Origin of the sequence: Actinocatenispora comari, assembly GCF_017312725.1 — a bacterium.
Classification (GTDB): Bacteria; Actinomycetota; Actinomycetes; order Mycobacteriales; family Micromonosporaceae; genus Actinocatenispora; species Actinocatenispora comari.
In genome coordinates, this window is sequence record NZ_BOPO01000007.1 from 97,682 (window position 1) to 115,862 (window position 18,181).

The 18,181-nt window shown below is 71.0% G+C and carries 19 protein-coding genes; 8 read left to right on the top strand and 11 right to left on the bottom strand.

Going from position 1 to position 18,181, the window contains the following annotated elements:
* Positions 1–8: 8 nt before the first annotated feature.
* From NUM_RS04355 to NUM_RS04380, 6 genes are all read right to left on the bottom strand, one after another.
* Positions 9–1,373, bottom strand: coding sequence for a WXG100 family type VII secretion target (locus tag NUM_RS04355; RefSeq protein WP_207123232.1), 1,365 nt, complete (start codon positions 1,371–1,373; stop codon positions 9–11).
* 11 nt (positions 1,374–1,384) lie between these two features.
* Positions 1,385–1,858, bottom strand: a complete 474-nt coding sequence (locus NUM_RS04360) for a hypothetical protein (RefSeq protein ID WP_207123233.1) — start codon at positions 1,856–1,858, stop codon at positions 1,385–1,387.
* A 93-nt stretch (positions 1,859–1,951) separates the two neighbouring features.
* The gene (locus NUM_RS04365; protein ID WP_207123234.1) at positions 1,952–3,451 is read right to left on the bottom strand and encodes an Hsp70 family protein; all 1,500 of its coding nucleotides are present in this window, start codon (positions 3,449–3,451) and stop codon (positions 1,952–1,954) included.
* Between the two features lie 109 nt (positions 3,452–3,560).
* Positions 3,561–3,824 carry a DUF397 domain-containing protein gene (locus NUM_RS04370; protein ID WP_207123235.1) on the bottom strand — a complete coding sequence of 88 codons (264 nt, stop codon included), beginning with the start codon at positions 3,822–3,824 and terminating at the stop codon, positions 3,561–3,563.
* A gap of 16 nt (positions 3,825–3,840) precedes the next feature.
* Positions 3,841–4,095 (bottom strand): Scr1 family TA system antitoxin-like transcriptional regulator, encoded by a 255-nt coding sequence (locus NUM_RS04375; protein WP_207123236.1) that lies wholly within the window; start codon positions 4,093–4,095, stop codon positions 3,841–3,843.
* Positions 4,096–4,317: 222 nt separating this feature from the next.
* A complete protein-coding gene (locus NUM_RS04380) occupies positions 4,318–5,115 on the bottom strand; it encodes a helix-turn-helix domain-containing protein (protein WP_207123237.1) in 798 nt (265 codons plus the stop codon).
* A 215-nt stretch (positions 5,116–5,330) separates the two neighbouring features.
* Between NUM_RS04380 and NUM_RS04385 the strand changes: the two genes are divergently transcribed.
* The 3 genes from NUM_RS04385 to NUM_RS04395 all read left to right on the top strand — a co-directional run bounded on the left by NUM_RS04385 (position 5,331) and on the right by NUM_RS04395 (position 8,412).
* On the top strand, positions 5,331–6,152 hold the full coding sequence (locus tag NUM_RS04385; RefSeq protein ID WP_207123238.1) for an alpha/beta fold hydrolase: 822 nt from the start codon (positions 5,331–5,333) through the stop codon (positions 6,150–6,152).
* Between the two features lie 103 nt (positions 6,153–6,255).
* Positions 6,256–6,600, top strand: a complete 345-nt coding sequence (locus tag NUM_RS04390) for a DUF1330 domain-containing protein (protein ID WP_207123239.1) — start codon at positions 6,256–6,258, stop codon at positions 6,598–6,600.
* Between the two features lie 273 nt (positions 6,601–6,873).
* The gene (locus NUM_RS04395) at positions 6,874–8,412 is read left to right on the top strand and encodes a nitrilase-related carbon-nitrogen hydrolase (protein ID WP_207123240.1); all 1,539 of its coding nucleotides are present in this window, start codon (positions 6,874–6,876) and stop codon (positions 8,410–8,412) included.
* A gap of 75 nt (positions 8,413–8,487) precedes the next feature.
* Here the strand turns inward: NUM_RS04395 and NUM_RS04400 are convergent, their stop codons facing one another.
* Positions 8,488–8,874 (bottom strand): phage holin family protein, encoded by a 387-nt coding sequence (locus NUM_RS04400; protein WP_207123241.1) that lies wholly within the window; start codon positions 8,872–8,874, stop codon positions 8,488–8,490.
* 340 nt (positions 8,875–9,214) lie between these two features.
* On the opposite strand from NUM_RS04400, the gene NUM_RS04405 reads away from it, so the two are divergent.
* The gene (locus tag NUM_RS04405) at positions 9,215–9,724 is read left to right on the top strand and encodes a GNAT family N-acetyltransferase (protein ID WP_207123242.1); all 510 of its coding nucleotides are present in this window, start codon (positions 9,215–9,217) and stop codon (positions 9,722–9,724) included.
* 36 nt (positions 9,725–9,760) lie between these two features.
* Here NUM_RS04405 and NUM_RS04410 read toward each other — a convergent pair whose 3' ends face one another.
* Positions 9,761–10,312 (bottom strand): helix-turn-helix domain-containing protein, encoded by a 552-nt coding sequence (locus NUM_RS04410; protein ID WP_207123243.1) that lies wholly within the window; start codon positions 10,310–10,312, stop codon positions 9,761–9,763.
* A 91-nt stretch (positions 10,313–10,403) separates the two neighbouring features.
* On the opposite strand from NUM_RS04410, the gene NUM_RS04415 reads away from it, so the two are divergent.
* Positions 10,404–10,748 carry an ester cyclase gene (locus NUM_RS04415; protein WP_207123244.1) on the top strand — a complete coding sequence of 115 codons (345 nt, stop codon included), beginning with the start codon at positions 10,404–10,406 and terminating at the stop codon, positions 10,746–10,748.
* A gap of 192 nt (positions 10,749–10,940) precedes the next feature.
* On the opposite strand, the gene NUM_RS04420 is transcribed toward NUM_RS04415, so the two are convergent.
* The gene (locus NUM_RS04420; protein ID WP_225918326.1) at positions 10,941–11,933 is read right to left on the bottom strand and encodes a 2-oxoacid:ferredoxin oxidoreductase subunit beta; all 993 of its coding nucleotides are present in this window, start codon (positions 11,931–11,933) and stop codon (positions 10,941–10,943) included.
* 64 nt (positions 11,934–11,997) lie between these two features.
* On the bottom strand, positions 11,998–13,860 hold the full coding sequence (locus NUM_RS04425; RefSeq protein ID WP_207123246.1) for a 2-oxoacid:acceptor oxidoreductase subunit alpha: 1,863 nt from the start codon (positions 13,858–13,860) through the stop codon (positions 11,998–12,000).
* Between the two features lie 244 nt (positions 13,861–14,104).
* Between NUM_RS04425 and NUM_RS04430 the strand changes: the two genes are divergently transcribed.
* The 3 genes from NUM_RS04430 (at position 14,105) to NUM_RS04440 (ending at position 17,884) form a co-directional block, all read left to right on the top strand.
* Positions 14,105–15,616: a molybdopterin-dependent oxidoreductase gene (locus NUM_RS04430; protein WP_207123247.1), complete on the top strand. Its 1,512-nt coding sequence runs from the start codon at positions 14,105–14,107 to the stop codon at positions 15,614–15,616.
* Positions 15,617–15,717: 101 nt separating this feature from the next.
* Complete coding sequence (locus NUM_RS04435; RefSeq protein ID WP_207123248.1) at positions 15,718–17,160, top strand: MFS transporter; 1,443 nt, start codon at positions 15,718–15,720, stop codon at positions 17,158–17,160.
* Positions 17,120–17,884, top strand: a complete 765-nt coding sequence (locus NUM_RS04440) for an ArsR/SmtB family transcription factor (protein ID WP_207123249.1) — start codon at positions 17,120–17,122, stop codon at positions 17,882–17,884. Before NUM_RS04435 ends, NUM_RS04440 begins: the two co-directional genes overlap by 41 nt.
* An 18-nt stretch (positions 17,885–17,902) precedes the next feature.
* On the opposite strand, the gene NUM_RS04445 is transcribed toward NUM_RS04440, so the two are convergent.
* Entirely contained in the window at positions 17,903–18,133 is a 231-nt protein-coding gene (locus NUM_RS04445) for a hypothetical protein (RefSeq protein ID WP_207123250.1), read from the bottom strand.
* Positions 18,134–18,181: the final 48 nt, after the last annotated feature.

An 18,181-nucleotide genomic window follows, 5' to 3' on the forward strand; every position in this document is an offset into this window, starting at 1 on the left:
CCGCCACCCTATTCGATGAGGCCGGGGGTGGCCGGTTTCGCCCGGAAGATATCCTCATCGTCCTCGGTCAGCCACGTCTGGCGCTCATCACGCTGGCGGCTGGTTCCGTTGCCGCCGTGCGGCATCATCCCGACGCCGTTGCTTCCGCTCGCTCCGGTGGCGCCCGGCCGCGCAGCCGCCAACTTCGCTGTCGGAGTCGGAGCGGCTGGCCCTACCGGGCCGGCGGAAGGGCGGTTCCACCAGCCATCCTCTGGCACTGCGGTTGCCGGCACACTGGAGCCTCCGAACCCACCGCCGGTGCCAACCGCGCCGAAGCCCCCTGCCCCGCCAGAGCCGCCTGCGGTCGACCATGAGATGGGGAGCCGCGACCCATTGCCGCCAGATAGGCTGCTGCCGCCGACTGACCCCGCGCTGCTCGGATCCCCGTCGCCGGCCAATCGGATTCCGTCGGTGACTGAGGATGGCGGCGATGGCATTGCTACATGCCTCGTCGCTGGCAGTGTGGCGTGGACGGCGCTCGCGCCCAAACCGGCGCCGCCCACCGCACCGAATGATCCAGCTCCATAACTCAGGTCAGAACCATCGCCACCACCCCCGGGATGTTGGCCGTCTCCGGTATGCTTTCCATCTCCGTCCGAACCGGTTGGATCGTGAAATTTCCCATACGGCTTCGGCAAGTCCTGAATCAGGACGGTGTAGTCCGTCGCTAGTTTGTCGTGGGCTTTGCTGGCGGTCTGTTGGTTCTTGTTGTACCAGTCTTCGATGGCGGCGTTGCGGACTGCTTCGTCGTGGGCAGAATAGTTCTTGTCGTCGTTGCGTTGCGTGCTGTAGCCGCTCGCCTTGGAGTATGTCCGCTCGCCGCTCGGGTTGACATGCTCCTCAAGTGCCTTGTTCAGGAAAGCGTAATCCGCATAGCCGCCGCGGTAGTTTTGGTAGTCGTCGTAGAGCATGTTTCCGTCGACGTTTGCTCCGTCGCCGCCGGTTCCGTTCTCGCCAGGAAGGCTATTGCCGGTGAAAACCGGTATCGGGATGGTGTGCGTTGCTTCCCTGATGGCGACACCGGTTGAGGTCAGCTTGTCGGCCATGACGTCATAGTTTTCCCGGAAGCCCGAAATCTCCTGCTGCAGCGTTGCCCAGTATCGATGGCAAGCCTCCGCCGCGTCGCCCTTCCAGTTTTTGTCGAGGACCTTGTCCCAGATATCGCCGAGCTGGGTGCGGCAGTCGTCGAGCGCCTCCATGTACTTCTTCCATGGATGTGCCATGTCGTCCAGGACGTCAGCCCTGGCAGCGAGGGTGATCTGGCGGATCGGACGTTCCCATGGCAGATACTCGCCGGTTGGCCCGGCGCCGCCGTCGGTCGCGGCTGCTTCCATGACAGGCCCTCCTACGCCTTCGTACTGGCAGTGCCGGTGAGGAGTTGTTGCATCATCTTCTTGGACAGGGCGGAGTTCTTGCCCTCGTTCTGCTCATAGAAGTCGGCCGCTCTGTCGAGCGCGCCGGACAGCCGCTTCAGCGCGTCGGCCAGCGACTTGCCGTCGTTGAGGGCCGACTGGTGTACGTCGTCGACGTGGTACTGCAGACGGTCTGCCTCGGTGAAGCGGCCGAACGGGTTGAGCCAGTCGGACGTCGCGCCCGAATGCTGCAACCCGTCCTGCTCCGCGATCGACTTGTCGTAGTCCTCGCCGCGGATGCGTTTACCGCGTTCGGTCGTCACCTTGTCGATGGTGGCCATCGAGTAGTTACGCATCCCGTCCCGAAACTCGTCCATACCGCTGGTGAGATGCTTGATCGCGGTGCGGACCTGTTCCGCGGCTCGCCGCAGGTCCGCCGGGTAGACCTGTTGTGCGCCGTCGCCCACTGGAAACCTCCCGAAACCGTCAGGCCGAGCCGGAAGGCAACGTATCGCACTCGCACAACCACGCGCCGCGGCCCGGCTCGAACGAAGTGATCGCTAGGACCCTGAGGACAACAGGCTGACGAGGACGCCGAAGAGCCCCATGCCGGCGACGACGATCAGCAGGCCGAGGCCGATGTTGCGCACTTCTCGCCGCCGATTCGCACGCTGTACGTCGAGGGCCCACCAGGAAGGGAGCCGAGGCGTGTCCTTGTGGGGTGCTCGTGGCGGCCCACTGGGAGCCCGTTTGGCAGGTACCTGCTGCTCCGGAGAGCCGTCGCCCGACAGCGCAGCCGGCCATGGTGCAGGTTCGCCCCGAGCCGCGAGGGCACGGAGGGGCGGCGAGGGCATCGTTTCGAGTCTGGCGTTCGATGGCACACCGGATGTGCCACCGAAGACGGGCGCGGCGTTCGGGGACGTGCTGGGGAACGTAGTTGGCGGGGGGAGGGTGCCGAGGCTGGGCGCGGCGACGACGGTGTTGGTAATCGGGGCGATCGGGGTGAGGGCGCCGGTGGCTACTACCAGTTCGGGGCGGTCGAGGGCGGTGGGGTTGACGTGGGTGGCGCGGAGCAGGGTCGTTGCCACCAACGGGATGCGGGAGGCGCCGCCTACCAGGAACAGCCCGGTGCCGTACGGGCCGATGCCGGCGCGGCGCATCAGCTCGGCGGTGAGCGTGGCCGCTTCGGTGAGGCGGGGCCGAGCCTTGGTTTCCAGCTCGCCGCGGGTGACGTGCACGTCGCGGTCGAGCAGCGGTACCTGCACCGGTGCGGTGGCCTGTCGGGACAGCATCTCCTTGGCCGTACGGGCGTCCTCCCACAACATGCGGGCCGCGCGGCGCTGCTGAGGGGTGCTCGGTGCCACCAGTTGCTGCCACGCGTCCTGCACGTCGTGTGGCAGCCCGTCGGCGATGCACTCGACGACCATCGCGTCGATGTCGAGGCCGCCCAGGTCGTCGCGCCCGTCGACGGCGACGACGTCGAATCCGTTGGGGCTACGGGCGACGATTGCGACGTCGAGCGTGCCGCCGCCGAAGTCGAACACCACGATGTGGCAGCTGGGGTTGATCGGGCTCTGCAGTACCTGGGTGTAGTAGATGGCGGCGGCGACCGGTTCAGCGACCAGTTCGGGCGTCGGGAGGCAAGCCTTGCCCGCGGCGTCGAGCAGCACCTGCTTGCGTACCGAGCTCCACTGCGCCGGGTGCGTCATGCGCAGCCGGTCCGGCGGCGCGCCTGCGGTGCGGACCGCCTCGGCGGACACCCGGGACAGCACCGCAGTGATGGCGTCCACGACCGGTACCTCGGTCGAGCCGAGCAGCAGCACCTGCTCGTCGACGCGGCGCTTCGGGTTCGGCTCGAACCGGGTCGGATCGAGCCGTGCCGTGTGCAATGAGTCCCGGCCGGTCAGCAGGCGGCCGGCGTCGTCCAACCACACCGCGGACGGCAGCAGCGGCGTCCCGTCGAACAGCAACGGTTCGGCCCGGCCGCTGCCGACCTGCACCACGGCGACCGTGTTGGAGGTGCCGTAGTCGACGCTCAGAATCACTTCACCGGCAGACACGATCCCGCATCCTAGGGCGCAACCACAACAACGCAGAGCGTCGCCATCGCCGGGCGGTCACCCGACACGGCCGCACGTCCCGGTCACGAACCGGTTTCGGCGGCGCTTCTCAGGCCAGGGTGTCGCACCTCATCGCGGCGGTGAAGGCGGCCCACGCCGACGGCCCGACCACGAGCACGGAGCCATCAGGGTCCTTGGAGTCCCGCACCGCGACGGCGGTCCCCGCATCCGCCACCTCGACGCAGTTGCCGCCCGTCTGAGAGCGAGCGCTCTTGCGCCATGCCACCGGAACCGTCGAGACCTCGACGCAGTTGCCGCCGTTCTGAGATCGGCTGCTCTTCCGCCATCTGGCGTTGCTGAGGTCCGGGATCATTGTGGGCGGCTCCTAGTCACTCGCGGTGCCGGGCAACCTCCTTGAGGAGAGCAACGGACTTCTGCCGGCTCAGCGCGGCGCCAAGGAGGTGTTGAAAGCTCAGGCTACAACGACGGAGATCGTTGCTCTTCTCCAAGTAGAGGTTGCCGCCCTGTCCCTCGATGTAGACGACGGGGCTGTGCAGATCTTCTGGGAATTCGAAGATCACGAACGAACCGCGGGTCCCGGGGTAGCCGCCGTGCTCGAACGGGACGATCTGAATGAGGCGCACTGGACCGCTGGTCGATGCTCTGCCCGCTGCGCCTCACCTGGCTGTGAGCGCGCCCGTCCGGCGAGCCTGTCGGCGCCTCGGCGCTGGTGGAGCGGGGCGCGGCGATGGAGTTGGTAGCCCGTGCCGCGCCCCGCGGTGCCGCCCGGCCTTGGAGATACCGGGCGGCGCCGTGACCGAGGCTACCCGCCGGTGTACCGCGGAACCCGGTCGATGGTGGGCTGGTCAGCGGTTGCGGAGGTAGGTGGCGGTGGGGTCGTCGGCGGGGTAGAAGGACTCGATGGCGAGTTCGGCGACGGTGACGTCGAGCGGGGTGCCGAAGACCGCGGTGGTGGAGAAGAAGGACAGCTCGACGTCGCGGTAGCGGTAGCGCAGCGGGACGACGACGCTGCCCGGCCCGGCCATGTCGATCTCCGGTTCCGGGTCGGCGCAGGGGTAGTCGGCGAGTTCGCGGTACAGCTCGGCGAGGGCGACGTCGGCGGTGGCCTCGGCCTGGTGCCGGAGCCGGCCGAGCAGGTGGGCGCGCCACTGGCCGAGGTTCGCGATGCGCGGCGCCATCCCGTCCGGGTGCAGCGTGAGCCGCAGCGCGTTGGCGGGCGGTTCCAGCAGGTGCGCGGCGACGCCGTCGGTGAAGATCTCGATCGCCGGGTTGGCGTCGATCAGCGTCCAGGTCCGGTCGACGACGACCGCCGGGTACGGCCGGTGTCCGGCCAGCACCTGCCGCAGCGCCGAGCACACCGAACCGAGGTCCGGCGAGTTCAGGTCGTGCTCCGGGTACGCGGGGGCGTAGCCGCCGGCGAGCAGCAGCGCGTTGCGCTCGCGCAGCGGTACCTCCAGCCGTTCGGCCAGTTTGAGGATCATCTGGCTGGTCGGCCGGGACCGGCCGGTCTCCACGTAGCTGAGGTGGCGGGTCGAGACGTCGGCGGACAGCGACAGTTCCAGCTGGCTGAGCCGGCGGCGTTGCCGCCACTCGCGCAGCAGGCTGCCGACCGGCGCCGGCCGGTCTAGGACGTTCGTGGTCATGGCCGCCACGGTAGGCGAGGCGTCGTCGCGCCCGCCATGTCCGCGGAGATCGACGGCTCGCGTCGCAGCGCATCGCCACGCCGTGCCGGAGCGATGCGAGCGGTGGTGGCGCGGGGACATGACCTCGGAGGTCATCGACGTCATGCGGCGGCTCGACCACAGTGGTGGCAGCACCGAGCCGGAACCACCGGCCGGTCCGATCCGAGGAGTACGAGATGGCTTCCGTGACCGCCACCGACGGCACCCGCCTCGCCTACGAGGAGTACGGCGTGGGCGCGCCGATCGTGTTCATCGCCGGCTGGTCGCTGTCGGCCGACATGTGGGAGCACCAGGTGCCGCGGTTCGTCGCCGAGGGGTACCGCTGCGTCATGCTGGATCGCCGCGGCCACGCCCGGTCCGAGCGGCCGTCCGGCGGGTACGACCTGGACACGCTCTCCGACGACATCCACAGCCTGCTCACCGAGCTGGATCTGCGGGACGTGACGATCGTCGGGCACTCGTTCGGCGGTGTCGAGGTGGCGCACTACCTGGCCCGGCACGGCTCGGACCGGATCGCCCGGGCGGTGTTGCTGGCCGCCTGCCTGCCGTCGCTGAAGCGCAGCGCCGCGAACCCGGAGGGGGTTCCGCCGGAGGCGGTCGAGCTGACCATGGCGGAGCTGCGGGCCGACCGGCCGAAGTGGCTGTCCAAGAGCGCGCAGGCGTACTTCGCGACGCACCTGTTCAACGACGTGTCGACGGCGTTGATCGACGACACGATCCGGCAGTGCCTGAACGTGGCGCCGATGGCGGCGTTCGCGGTCCAGGAGGAGTGCCTGAACGCGGCGCACGAGGACACCCTGCCGAACATCGACGTGCCGGTACTGGTGCTGCACGGCGCGGCGGACACGTCGGCGCCGGTGCACTTCACCGGTCGGCGCACCGCCGCGGCGATCCCCGGCTGCGTCTACCACGAGTACCCGACCGCCGGCCACGGCCTCTACGTCACGCACGCGGACGTCGTGAACACCGACATCCTCGACTTCGTCAAGGCCTCCTGACCCGCCGCACCTCGAGCACCGGTCGTATCTCGAGCACCCGGCCTCTCTCGAGCACTGGTCCTACTTCGAGGACCGGTCCTCTCTCGAACGAAGGAGCACGATCATGACCGGCTACGTGCTGGCCCGGCTGAACACTCCGGGGAAACTGCAGCCCGAGGTGTTCGAGTACCTGGAGCGCATCCAGGGCACGCTCGACCCGTACGGCGGGCGGTTCCTGATCCATGGCGGCAGGGCCGAGGTGAAGGAGGGCGGCTGGTCCGGCGACGTGATCCTGCTCGGTTTCCCGACCGCGCAGCACGCCCGCGACTGGTACGACTCCCCGGCGTACCAGCAGATCAAGCACCTGCGCAGCGACCACATCGGCGGTGACGTCCTGATCATCGAGGGCGAACCGGCCGACCACGACTCCGCCGCCATGGCCGCGGCCCTCCGCGCCGCCCGCTCCTGAGCGGCAGCCGCGACATCCGACCCGGTCAGCACGGCCAACATCCGGCCCGGCCAACATCCGGCCCGGCCAACATCCGGCCCTGCCAAGCTCCGGCCCGGCGACATCCGGCCCGGTCGTCATGGCCGACATGCGGTCCGGTCGTCACGGCCGGGGCGAGTGTGGTTGTCCGCAGTGCCCTTCGGTGGTGTTCCGCGCCTGGCCGGCGGTTTGCCGCAGTGACTCTGGGTTCGTCGGCTTCTAGCGTCGTTCGGGTCGGACGAGATCGAGGGGACCATGACGACGAACACCATCACCCGGATGACCAGCGGATGGCCGATGCTCGCGGTCGGCGGCGCGCTGTCGCTGTTCGCGCTGCACGCGACGGGGGATCTGGCCCCGGCCGCGTGGCTGTACGGGATCGCGCTGATCCGGTTCTGCCGCACCGTACGGGTTCGCCGGGCCGTGCTCGGGGTGGCCGCGGTGACCGCGCTGGACGCCGCCTACTGGATGTACCAGGCCGACCTCGCCGCCTCGCCGGTCGTGCTGCTGGCGTTGGCGTTCGTGCCGCCGCTGACCGCGCCGTTCGTCGCCGACCGGCTGCTCGCCCGCCGGTTGCCGCCGCTGGCGGGGACCCTGGTGTATCCGGCGACGAAGGTGGCCTGCGAGTTCCTGGTCGCGTCGGTCACGCCGCTGGGCACGCTGTTCGGCGTGCTCGGCACCACCCAGCATGCGAACCTGCCGCTGCTGCAACTCGCCAGCGTCACCGGGGTGTACGGGATCAGCTTCGTCGTCGCCTGGGCGGCCCCGGTGGCGAACCTGCTGCTCGAACGGCGCGGACCGCGGCCGGTCGTGGCGTACTCGGCGGTCCTGGCGGTGGTGCTCGGCGCCGGTGCGGTACGCCTCGCGTACGCCCCGGTCGACGGGCCCACCGTCCGGGTCGCCGGGGTCACCGCGTCGCGTGACGCGGTCGCCCGGCTCGGTGACCGGATCCGCCGGTACGACTCGGTGTCGGAGATGCTCGCCGAGGACCCGGCCACGATGCGAACGGCCTTCGAACCTGTCAACGCCGACCTGCTGGCGGCGACGGCGCGCGAGGCGCGGGCCGGTGCCCGGATCGTGGTCTGGCCGGAGTCCGGGGCGCTGGCGGTCGACGACGGGGCCGGTCCGCTGCTCGACCGGGTCCGCCGGGTCGCCGTCAGCCATCGGGTGTACGTGCAGGTCGGCCTCACGACCTACTTCGCGGCGGCCCCGCAGGTGCGCAACCAGACGGTGTTGATCACCCCGACCGGGGGCACGGCCTGGACCTACGACAAGAGCCACCCGGTGCCGGTGCTGGAGCCGTACCGGGCGGGGCCGGGGGTGCTGCCGACCACGGACACGAGGTACGGCCGGTTGTCCAGCCTGATCTGCTACGACGCCGACTTCCCCGACCTGGCCAGGCAGGGTGGCCGGGACGGTGTGGACATCATGCTGATCTCGGCGAACACCTGGGCGGGCATCAAGCGGTTGCACGCGGAGAACGCGATCTTCCGCGCCGTGGAGAACGGGTACACCATCGTCCGGCAGGCCAGCCGGGGCCAGGCGAACATCGTCGATCGGCAGGGACACACCCTTGCCCTGGACGACTACTTCGACGCCGACCAGCAGACGGTCGTCGCGTCCGTGCCCGTCTCCGGTGTCCGCACCGTGTACGGGACGGTCGGTGACCTGTTCGCCTGGCTCGCCGTCGTCGTCGCGCTGGGTCTGCCGGTGTTCGCCGTGGCGCGGCGGCGCCGGGCGGGCCGGGGGCGACACGCCACCGCGGCCGGCTCGGCGGCGGTCGTACACCTCTGATCGGCCGGGGTCGGCCGGAACCGGGGGCCTCCGAAGACGTCCGCACAGCCACCTGGTGGCTGTGCGGACGCTGCGTCAGTCGTCGTTCTTGCCTTCGAGGCGGTCCGGGATCAGCAGGCTGAGCAGGAAGCTGACGATGGCGACGATCAGCGCGCCCCAGAATCCGGCCCAGAACCCGGAGACGTGGAAGGTGAGTCCGAGCTTGTCCGACAGGTAGCCGGCGAGCAGGAACAGCAGCGCGTTGACCACGAGTGAGATCAGGCCGAGGGTCAGGATGTACAGCCCGCAGCCGATCACCTTGATGATGGGTTTGAGCACCGCGTTGATGATCCCGAAGATCACCGCAACGGCGAGCAGGGAGCCGACCTTGTGCCAGGTCGACCCGGTCAGCGAGATGCCGGGCAGCAGCGTCGACACCCACAGCGCCACGGCGTTGATGATGATCCTGATCAGTATGCGCACGTCCTGATCGTCGCATGCCGCGACCAGCGTCGCCGGACAACCGTGTGGCGTCCGTCATACCGGCCGCCGGAATCATCGTCCGGCCCGGGCCGTTGTGATGAGCGGTCGGTGTGGTTCGAGTCCCCGGGCCTCACCTATTGCCTTCGCGGAATACCGCACCTTCGGGTGGCTGGAGCCCCGTTGTGCCACTCGCCGAGAGGCGACCGCCATGCCGACCACCCAGGCCGCCCCGGTCCACCAGGACCGGGGCGGCCTTGTGTCGGCGGGCCGGTGTCCGGGTGGCCTCGTGCCCGGCGCAATGTCGGTTGTCGGCGGTGCGTGCGGCAGGCACGATGGGGCGGTGCTGGAGGTACGGGTACTGACCGGGGACGACTGGCCGCAGTGGCGCGAGGTCCGGCTCGCCGCGCTGTCCGAGGCGCCGTACGCGTACGGCTCCACCTACGCCGACTGGGTCGACGCGGACGAGCGGCAGTGGCGTGACCGGCTCGACGGCCCCGGCTTCCACAACGTGCTGGTGCTGCTCGACGGTGCACCGGCGGGCATCGCCACCGGCATCCCGAGCGGGGAGCCCGGCGTCGCCGAGCTGATCTCGATGTACGTCTGCCCGGCCGCCCGTGGTCACGGCGTCGGCGACCGGCTGATCGACGAGGTCGCCGCCGCGGCGGCCGCGGCCGGCGCGCACACCCTGCGGCTCAACGTGACGCAGGGCAACGCGCACGCCGGGAACCTGTACGCGCGCAACGGTTTCCACGACGTCACCCCGAACCCCGATCCGGGCCGGAACGGCGTCCAGTACGAACGCACGATGGTGCGCCGGCTCGACCGGGCGCCCCGTTCGACCCTGGCCTGACCGCCAGCACGCCGCGCCACCGCCGGCGCGGCCGGTTCAGCCGGCCGGGTGCAGGGCGCGGAGAGCGGCGGACACCAGGGCGGCGCGGGTGACCGGGGACAGTTCCGCGGTACCGAGGTCGGTGACGGCGGCGAGCGTGCCGTGCTTGGCCGCGGCGTACGCGGCGTGGGCCCGCAGCCGCGCGTCCGCGTCGCCGGGTGGCGGAACCAGCGCCGCGGTGAGCGCCTCGTTGATGTCCCGGGACCGGTCGAGCAACCGTTCGCGCTGTGCCGCCTGTACCGACGGGTCGCCGTCGAGCATGCCGGCCATCGCGGACAGTTCGGCGGTCAGGTCGACCACCCGGCCCAGCAACTGCTCGGCGGTCAGCTCGGGTGCCTGCGTCACCAGCTCGTCGAAGCGCCGGGTCGGCGCGTCGAGCAGCGCCGCGAGGATCTCGTTCTTCGATCGGAAGTGGTGGTAGAGGGCGGCCTTGCTGGTGCCGAGCCGGCCGGCGAGGTCGGCCACCGAGGTGCCGGCGAATCCGCGCTCGGTGAACAGCTCCAGCGCGCTGTCGAGGATGCGCTGCCGGGTCTGCGCCGCGTCCGCCATGCCGGGCAGCCTACTTGACGACCGTTCGGTAGGTCCGGCAGAGTAGGCGACCTACCGAACGGTCGGTAGGTAAGCATCGGAGGCGCACGACATGGACCGGGACGAGATGATCGGGCTCGCCCGCCGGATGTACGCGGCGGCGAACCAGCACGACCTGGCAGCGGTGGACGAGATCTTCGCGGCGGACTTCCGCGGGGTCGGCATCACCGGGCCCGACCAGGTGAAACGGGCCTGGTCCGCGATGATCGAGCGGTGCCCGGACTTCCACGTCGAGCTGGTGGACGCGCTGGTGGACGGGGACCGGATGGCACTGCGCGCCACCGTCACCGGCGCCGAACTCGCCACCGGTACCGACGGCTACCTCACCGAATGGGTCCGCGTCGCCGACGGCAGGATCGCCGACCTCTGGGGCGTCACCAACGTCGCCCTCCGCTGATCTGCCGCAGCGGTAGCGACCGACCTGTCGCGGCGGCGACGACACGGGCCGGCACCGTGGAACTGGCCGGCACCGTGGAACTGGCCGGCACCGCGGAACTGGCCGGCACCGTGCTGCCGGGCCGGCGGCGGCCGCGGACATGCGACGGGCCGGTCACCGCAGCGGTGACCGGCCCGTCGTTCGTCCGTCGGATCAGACGATGGCCCAGGTGTCGCCGGAGTAGAGCAGCGAGTCGAGCTCGTCGTCCAGGCTCTTCCCGGTACGGGCCGCGTCCAGCTGGCCGCGCACGATCTCGTCGTACGACGGGCGGGGCACGTCACGCAGCACGCCCATCGGCGTGTGCAGCAGGTTCTCGCCGGGCAGCCGGGACAGCGCGAACGCGTACGACGGGTCGGGGTCGTGCGCGTCGTGCACCACGATGTCGGCCGGGTCGACCTCGGCGGTCTTCGCCACCGCGAGGCCGAAGCCGCGGCGCACCACGCAGTGCGCCCCGTCCGGCCCGAACGTGATCGGCTCGCCGTGCTCGACCCGGACCACCGCCTCGTCCCGGGTCTCCGGGTTCTTCAGCACCTCGAAGGCGTCGTCGTTGAAGATCGGGCAGTTCTGGTAGATCTCGATGAACGCGCTGCCCTGGTGCTCGGCCGCCGCGGACAGCACCGAGGTGAGGTGCTTGCGGTCGGAGTCGAGGGTGCGGGCGACGAACGACGCCTCCGCGCCGAGCGCCAGCGACACCGGGTTGAACGGTGCGTCGGCCGAGCCGACCGGCGTCGACTTGGTGACCTTGCCCAGCTCCGAGGTCGGCGAGTACTGCCCCTTGGTCAGGCCGTAGATCCGGTTGTTGAACAGCAGGATCTTGATGTTGACGTTGCGCCGCAGGGCGTGGATCAGGTGGTTGCCGCCGATCGAGAGGGCGTCGCCGTCACCGGTGATCATCCACACCGACAGGTCGGGCCGGGTGGTGGCGAGGCCGCTCGCGATCGCCGGCGCCCGACCGTGGATCGAGTGCATCCCGTAGGTGTTCAGGTAGTACGGGAAGCGGGACGAGCAGCCGATGCCGGAGACCACGACGGTGTTCTCCTGCCGGATGCCCAGCGTCGGCAGGAAGCTCTGGAACGCGGCCAGGATCGCGTAGTCACCGCAGCCCGGGCACCAGCGCACCTCCTGGTCGCTCTTGAACTGCTTCATGGTCTGCTTGCCCTCGGCCTTGGGCACCAGGTCCAGGGCGCGGCGGCCGTTCGGGGACACGGGCTCAGACATTCTTCACGATCTCCTCAAGCGCCGACTCCAGCTCACCCGCGGTGAACGGCAGCCCGCGCACCTTGTTGTAGCCGATCACGTCGATCAGGAACCGGCCGCGCAGCAGCTGCGAGAGCTGGCCCAGGTTCATCTCCGGTACGACGACCTTGTCGTAGCCGCGCAGCATCGCCTCGGTGTTGGCGGGCAACGGGTTCAGGTGCCGCAGGTGCGCCTGCGCCACGTGGTGACCGTTGTCCCGGAGGCGGCGCACCGCGGCGCCGATCGGCCCGTACGTGGAGCCCCAGCCGAGCACCAGCACCCGCGCCTCGCCGGACGGGTCGTCGGCGACCAGATCCGGGATGTCGCGCGCGATCGCGTCGACCTTCGCCTGCCGCAGCCGGACCATCGTGTCGTGGTTGGCCGGGTCGTACGAGATGTTGCCGGTGCCGTCGGCCTTCTCGATGCCGCCGATCCGGTGCTCCAGGCCCGGGGTACCGGGGATCGCCCACGGGCGGGCCAGCGTCTCCGGATCCCGCAGGTACGGCCAGAACGCGGTGCTGCCGTCGGGGTTCTCGTGGTTGTGCGCGGTGGCGAAGTCGACGGTGATCTCGGGCAGCTCCGCCACCTTCGGCAGCCGCCACGGTTCCGACCCGTTCGCCAGGTAGCCGTCGGACAGCAGCAGCACCGGCACCCGGTAGGTGACCGCGATGCGGGCCGCCTCGATCGCCGCGTAGAAGCAGTCGGACGGGGAACTCGCCGCGATCACCGCCGCCGGCGACTCGCCGTGCCGCCCGTACAGCGCCATGTTCAGGTCGGCCTGCTCGGTCTTGGTCGGCATCCCGGTGGACGGGCCGGCGCGCTGGATGTCGCAGATCACCAGCGGCAGTTCCTGCATCACCGCGAGGCCGATCGTCTCGCCCTTGAGCGCGACGCCGGGGCCGGAGGTGGAGGTGACGCCGAGCGCCCCGCCGTACGAGGCGCCGAGCGCGGCGCCGACCGCGGCGATCTCGTCCTCGGCCTGGAACGTCAGCACCCCGAACTTCTTGTGCTTGCTCAGCTCGTGCAGCACGTCGGAGGCCGGCGTGATCGGGTACGCGCCGAGGAACAGCGGCAGGCCGGCCCGCACGCTGGCGGCGATCAGCCCGTACGCCAGGGCGGTGTTGCCGGTGATGTTGCGGTAGGTGCCGGCCGGCAGCTTCGCCGGCTTCACCTCGTACCGCACCGCGAAGTCCTCGGTGGTCTCGCCGTAGTTCCAGCCGGCCTTCAGCGCGGTGACGTTCGCCTCGACCAGCTCCGGCCGGTTCGCGAACTTCTTCCGCAGGAACGCCTCGGTGCCCTCGACCGACCGGTTGTACATCCAGGACAGCAGGCCCAGCGCGAACATGTTCTTGGACCGCTCGGCATCCTTCTTGGAGATGTCGAAGCTCTCCAGCGCCTTCACGGTGAGCGAGGTCAGCGGCACCTCGTGCACCGCGTACGAGTCGAGGGTGCCGTCCTCGAGCGGGTTGGCGTCGTAGCCGACCTTGGTCAGGTTGCGCTTGGTGAACTCGTCGGTGTTGACGATGATGTCCGCGGCCCGGGGCACGTCGGCCAGGTTCGCCTTGAGCGCGGCCGGGTTCATCGCCACCAGCACGTTCGGCGCGTCGCCGGGGGTGAGGATGTCGTAGTCGGCGAAATGCAGCTGGAAGCTGGACACCCCGGGCAGGGTGCCGGCGGGGGCGCGGATCTCGGCGGGGAAATTGGGCAACGTGGAGAGGTCGTTGCCGAGCTGCGCGGACTCGGCGGTGAACCGGTCCCCGGTGAGCTGCATTCCGTCGCCGGAGTCGCCGGCGAACCGGATGACCACCCGATCCAGTTGTCGGACCTGCTTGGCCACGGGCGGATTACCTCCATCTCGGCCGGGCCGGGGATCCGCGTTTCGGTGGGAGGACGGCCCGTTCCTCTTCCTGAGACCCTCACGGTGCCTCTACCGCTGATGCTACGTCGGCGGGGTAAGGGTGTCCTATCGCGGTGGTCACGTACTGGATATCCCACTAACCCCGATGGGCCGGGGCGTCACGTCAGCGAATCGTCATCTTCTCGGGCCGTCCGTCCGGCCCGGACGGCGCGATGCTGGAGGCATGACGCATCGGTACCTGCGGGGCGCCGGCGCCGGGATCGCGGCCGCCGCGGCCGCCGTCGGCGTCTCCGAACTCGCGGCCGGGTTCGTCCGGCCCGAGTCCGCCCCGGTCGCGGCGATCGGCGCGGCCGCGATCCGGCTCACCCCGGCCGCGGTCAAGGACTTCGCGGTCGCCACGTTCGGTACCAGCGACAAGACCGCACTGCTGGTCGGCATCTACCTGGTGCTCGCGCTCGCCGCCGCCGGCGTCGGCGTGCTCGCCGGCCGGTACCGCCGGGTCGGCGCACTGTGCGTCGCCGGGTTCGGCGCGCTCGGCGTCGCCGCCGCGGTGACCAGGCCGGACGCCGGCATGCTCGACCCGCTGCCGTCGGTGCTGGCCGGCGCGGTCGGCGTCGGCGTGCTGCTGGTGCTGCTGCGGCCACCGTCGGAGCTGAGCCCCGCCGGGTACGAGCGGCGCCGGTTCCTGTGGCTCGCCGGCGGCTCGGTGGTCGCCGCGGCCGGCCTCGGCTACGGCGGACGTGCGTTGCAGCACAGCCGGTTCGCCGCGGCCCGGTCCCGGGCGGACGTGACGATCCCGCGGCCGGCGAGCCCGGCCCCGCCGGTACCGGCGGGCGCCGAGCTGGACGTGCCGGGCCTGGCGCCGTGGCGTACCAGCAACGCGACGTTCTACCGGATCGACACCGCGCTGACGATCCCGCAGGTGACGGCGGAGGGCTGGCAGCTGCGTATCCACGGCCGGGTGGCGCGTCCGCTGACGCTGAACTACCGGCAGCTGCTCGCCCGGCCGCTGGTCGAGCGGGACATCACGCTGTGCTGCGTGTCCAACCCGGTGGGCGGGCCGTACATCGGCAACGCGCGGTGGATCGGGGTGCGGCTGGCCGACCTGCTGCGCGAGGCGGGCGTGGACGACGCCGCCGACCAGCTGGTGAGCCGGTCGGCCGACGGCATGACCATCGGTACCCCGACGAAGACCGTCCTGGACGGCCGGGACGCGCTGCTCGCGGTCGCCATGAACGGCGAGCCGCTGCCGGTCAAGCACGGCTTCCCGGTGCGGATGGTGGTGCCCGGCCTGTACGGGTACGTGTCGGCCTGCAAGTGGCTGGTCGATCTGGAGCTGACCACGTTCGCCGACTACGACGCGTACTGGGTGCCGCGCGGCTACTCGGCCCGCGCACCGGTCAAGACCGAGTCGCGCATCGACACCCCGCGCGACGGTACGAGCAAGGCCGCCGGAAGGGTGCAGGTCGCCGGCGTCGCGTGGGCCCAGCACACCGGCATCGCCCGGGTCGAGGTGCAGGTCGACGACGGTGCCTGGCACGACGCGACGCTGGCCGACGAGCCGACCGCAGACACCTGGCGGCAGTGGGTGTACGGGTGGGACGCGGCACCGGGCACGCACGTGCTGCGGGTACGCGCCACCGACCGGTCCGGCTACCGGCAGACCCCCGAGCAGGTCGGCGAGGCACCGAACGGCGCGACCGGCTGGCACCAGGTCACCGTCACCATCCACTGACCTCCGCCCGGCCGGCAGCGGTCGGCTTTCGGCGGTGCGCGCTTGGTCACATCGGTGCGTGGGCTCTTGCTTTCCGGCCTTTATCTAAAGATCTTTAGATTATGAGTCATAGCGAGAACGTGCCGCGCCGCGGCTCCTGGGGCGAGCTGCTCGGCCGCCGGTACCGCGGGGTCACCGTGGTGCTCAGCGGCGGCGTCGCGCTGTACGCGGTGAACGTCTACCTCACCACCAGCCTGCTGCCCAGCGCCGTCGACGACATCGGCGGGATGAGCCTCTACGCCTGGGTGATGACCTCGTTCCTGGTCGCCTCGGTGTTCACCTCGATGCTGGTCAGTCGCACCGTGAACCGTCGCGGCCCGCGCGCGTCGTACTGGATCGCGCTGGCCCTGTTCGGAGCCGGCAGCCTGGTCGCGGCGTTCGCGCCGGTGATGGCGGTACTGCTGCTCGGCCGGGTGCTGCAGGGCCTCGCCGGCGGGCTGCTCGCCGGGCTCGGCTTCGCCGTCGTCCGCCAGGCGCTGCCCAGCCACCTGTGGCAACGCTCGCTCGGGTTGATGTCCGCGATGTGGGGTGTCGGCAACGTCGTCGGCCCGATCCTCGGCGGCGTGTTCGCCCAGTTCGGGCAGTGGCGGCTGGCGTTCGTGCTGCTCGCGGTCGCCGCCGGCGGGGTGGCGCTGCTGGTGCGCCGGTCCATGCCGGCCACCACCGGTACCGGCACCGCCGGGCCGCTGCCGCTGGCCGCGCTGGTCTTCCTCAGCCTCGCCGCCGCCGCGGTCAGCGTCGCCTCGGTGGTACCCGGCCGGTACGCCGCCGCCGGCCTGATCGTCCTCGCGATCCTGCTGGTCCTGGCGTTCCTGCTGCGCGAACGGTCGGCCCGGGCCACCGTGCTGCCGGACGTCACGTACCGGCGTGGCGGCCTGCTCAAGTGGCTGTACCTGGCGGTCGCGGTGCTCGCCGTCGGCTCCACCGTGGAGACCTTCCTGCCGCTGTTCGGGCAGCGGATCGGGTCGCTGTCGCCGCTGCTCGCCGGGCTGCTCGGGGCGTCGCTGTCGTGGGGTTGGAGCCTCGCCCAGATCCTCTCCAGCGGCCTGACCGGGGTACGCGTCGCGCGGCTGCAGCGGCTCGCCGGCCCGCTGGTGCTCGGCGCCGGCCTCGCCGGGTACGCGCTGCTGCAGGCCACCGACCCCGGGCCGGGGCGCATCGTCGCCTGGTTCGTGGTGCTGCTGATCGCCGGTACCGGGATCGGCATGGCGTTCGCGCACTGGGTGCCGGCCGCGATGCGGGTCAGCCCGGACACCGCGGAGAGCAGCAAGGCCGCCGCCGGCGTCAACACCACCCAGCTGATCGCCAACTCGTTCGGTTCCGCGCTCGCCGGGCTGCTGGTCGAGCTGGGCGGGCCGGGCGTGCTCGGCTCGGCCCGGCTGCTCGCCGGTGGGTACGCTGCGCTGTGCCTGGTCGGCGTCGTGGTCACCGCCATCGCACTGAGGACGGCAAGGAGGACGACCCGTGAGTCCGCAGTCCGCGAACAAGCGACCGCAGCCGTCTGAGCCGACCGGCGGCGCGACGCCCACCGACGGCGGCACTGCCGACGCCGGCAGCGGCGAGACGTCCCGGCCGTGGCTGGACTCGGGCGTGTACGAGCAGCTCGCCCGGCTCGGCAAGGCGCTGTCCAACCCGGGCCGGATCCGGCTGCTCGACCTGCTGCTGCAGGGCGAGCACACCGTCGAGGAGCTCGCCACCGCGGCCCAGCTGCCGGTCAAGAACACCTCCGCGCAGCTCCAGCAGCTGCGGGCCGCGCAGCTGGTCGCCACCCGCCGCGACGGGGTACGCATCCACTACCGGCTGGCGAGCCCGGCGGTGGTGGAGTTCGTCGGCCGGTTCGAGACGTTCGCCGAACGAACCCTGGCCGACCTGCAGGTGGAGCTGCGCGCCCTGTGGTCGCGACCCGGCGGCCTCGAACGGCTGACCGTCGACGAGCTGCGCGACCGGCTCAGCAGCGGCGACACCGTGCTGATCGACGTCCGGCCGGCCACCGAGTACGCCCGGGGGCACCTGCCCGGCGCGCTCTCGATGCCGCTGGCCACGCTGCGCGAACACCTCGACGAGCTGCCCGCCGACGCGGACGTCGTCGCGTACTGCGAGGGGCCGTACTGCTTTGCCTCCGCGCACGCGGTGCAGTACTTCGCCGATGCGGGCCGGTCGATCCGGCGGGTGGACGGCGGCCTCGCCAGCTGGGTGCGTACCGGCGGTGAGCTGGTCCGCGGCGACTGACGCGGGTCGGTGCGGGGGTCAGTGCGTACCGGGGATCTTGCTGGGCGCGCCCAGAAACCCCTGGATCAGGGCAAAGATGATGATTGCTACGATCGCCAGGATCGCGGCGATCATCTGCCGGCGGCGCACCCGCCGATGCTGCTCGTCGTCGCTCCTGCCGGCGCGGGCGCCCTGCGCTGCCTCGGCCCGCCGGTTTTCCGTGGCCGGTGCCTGGTCCGGCGCTCCAGTGTCGTCTGGCCTTGTGCTCATCATCAGCTCCGGTGCGCGGCGGGACTGCTCCTGGGCGGCCGGGGCGCG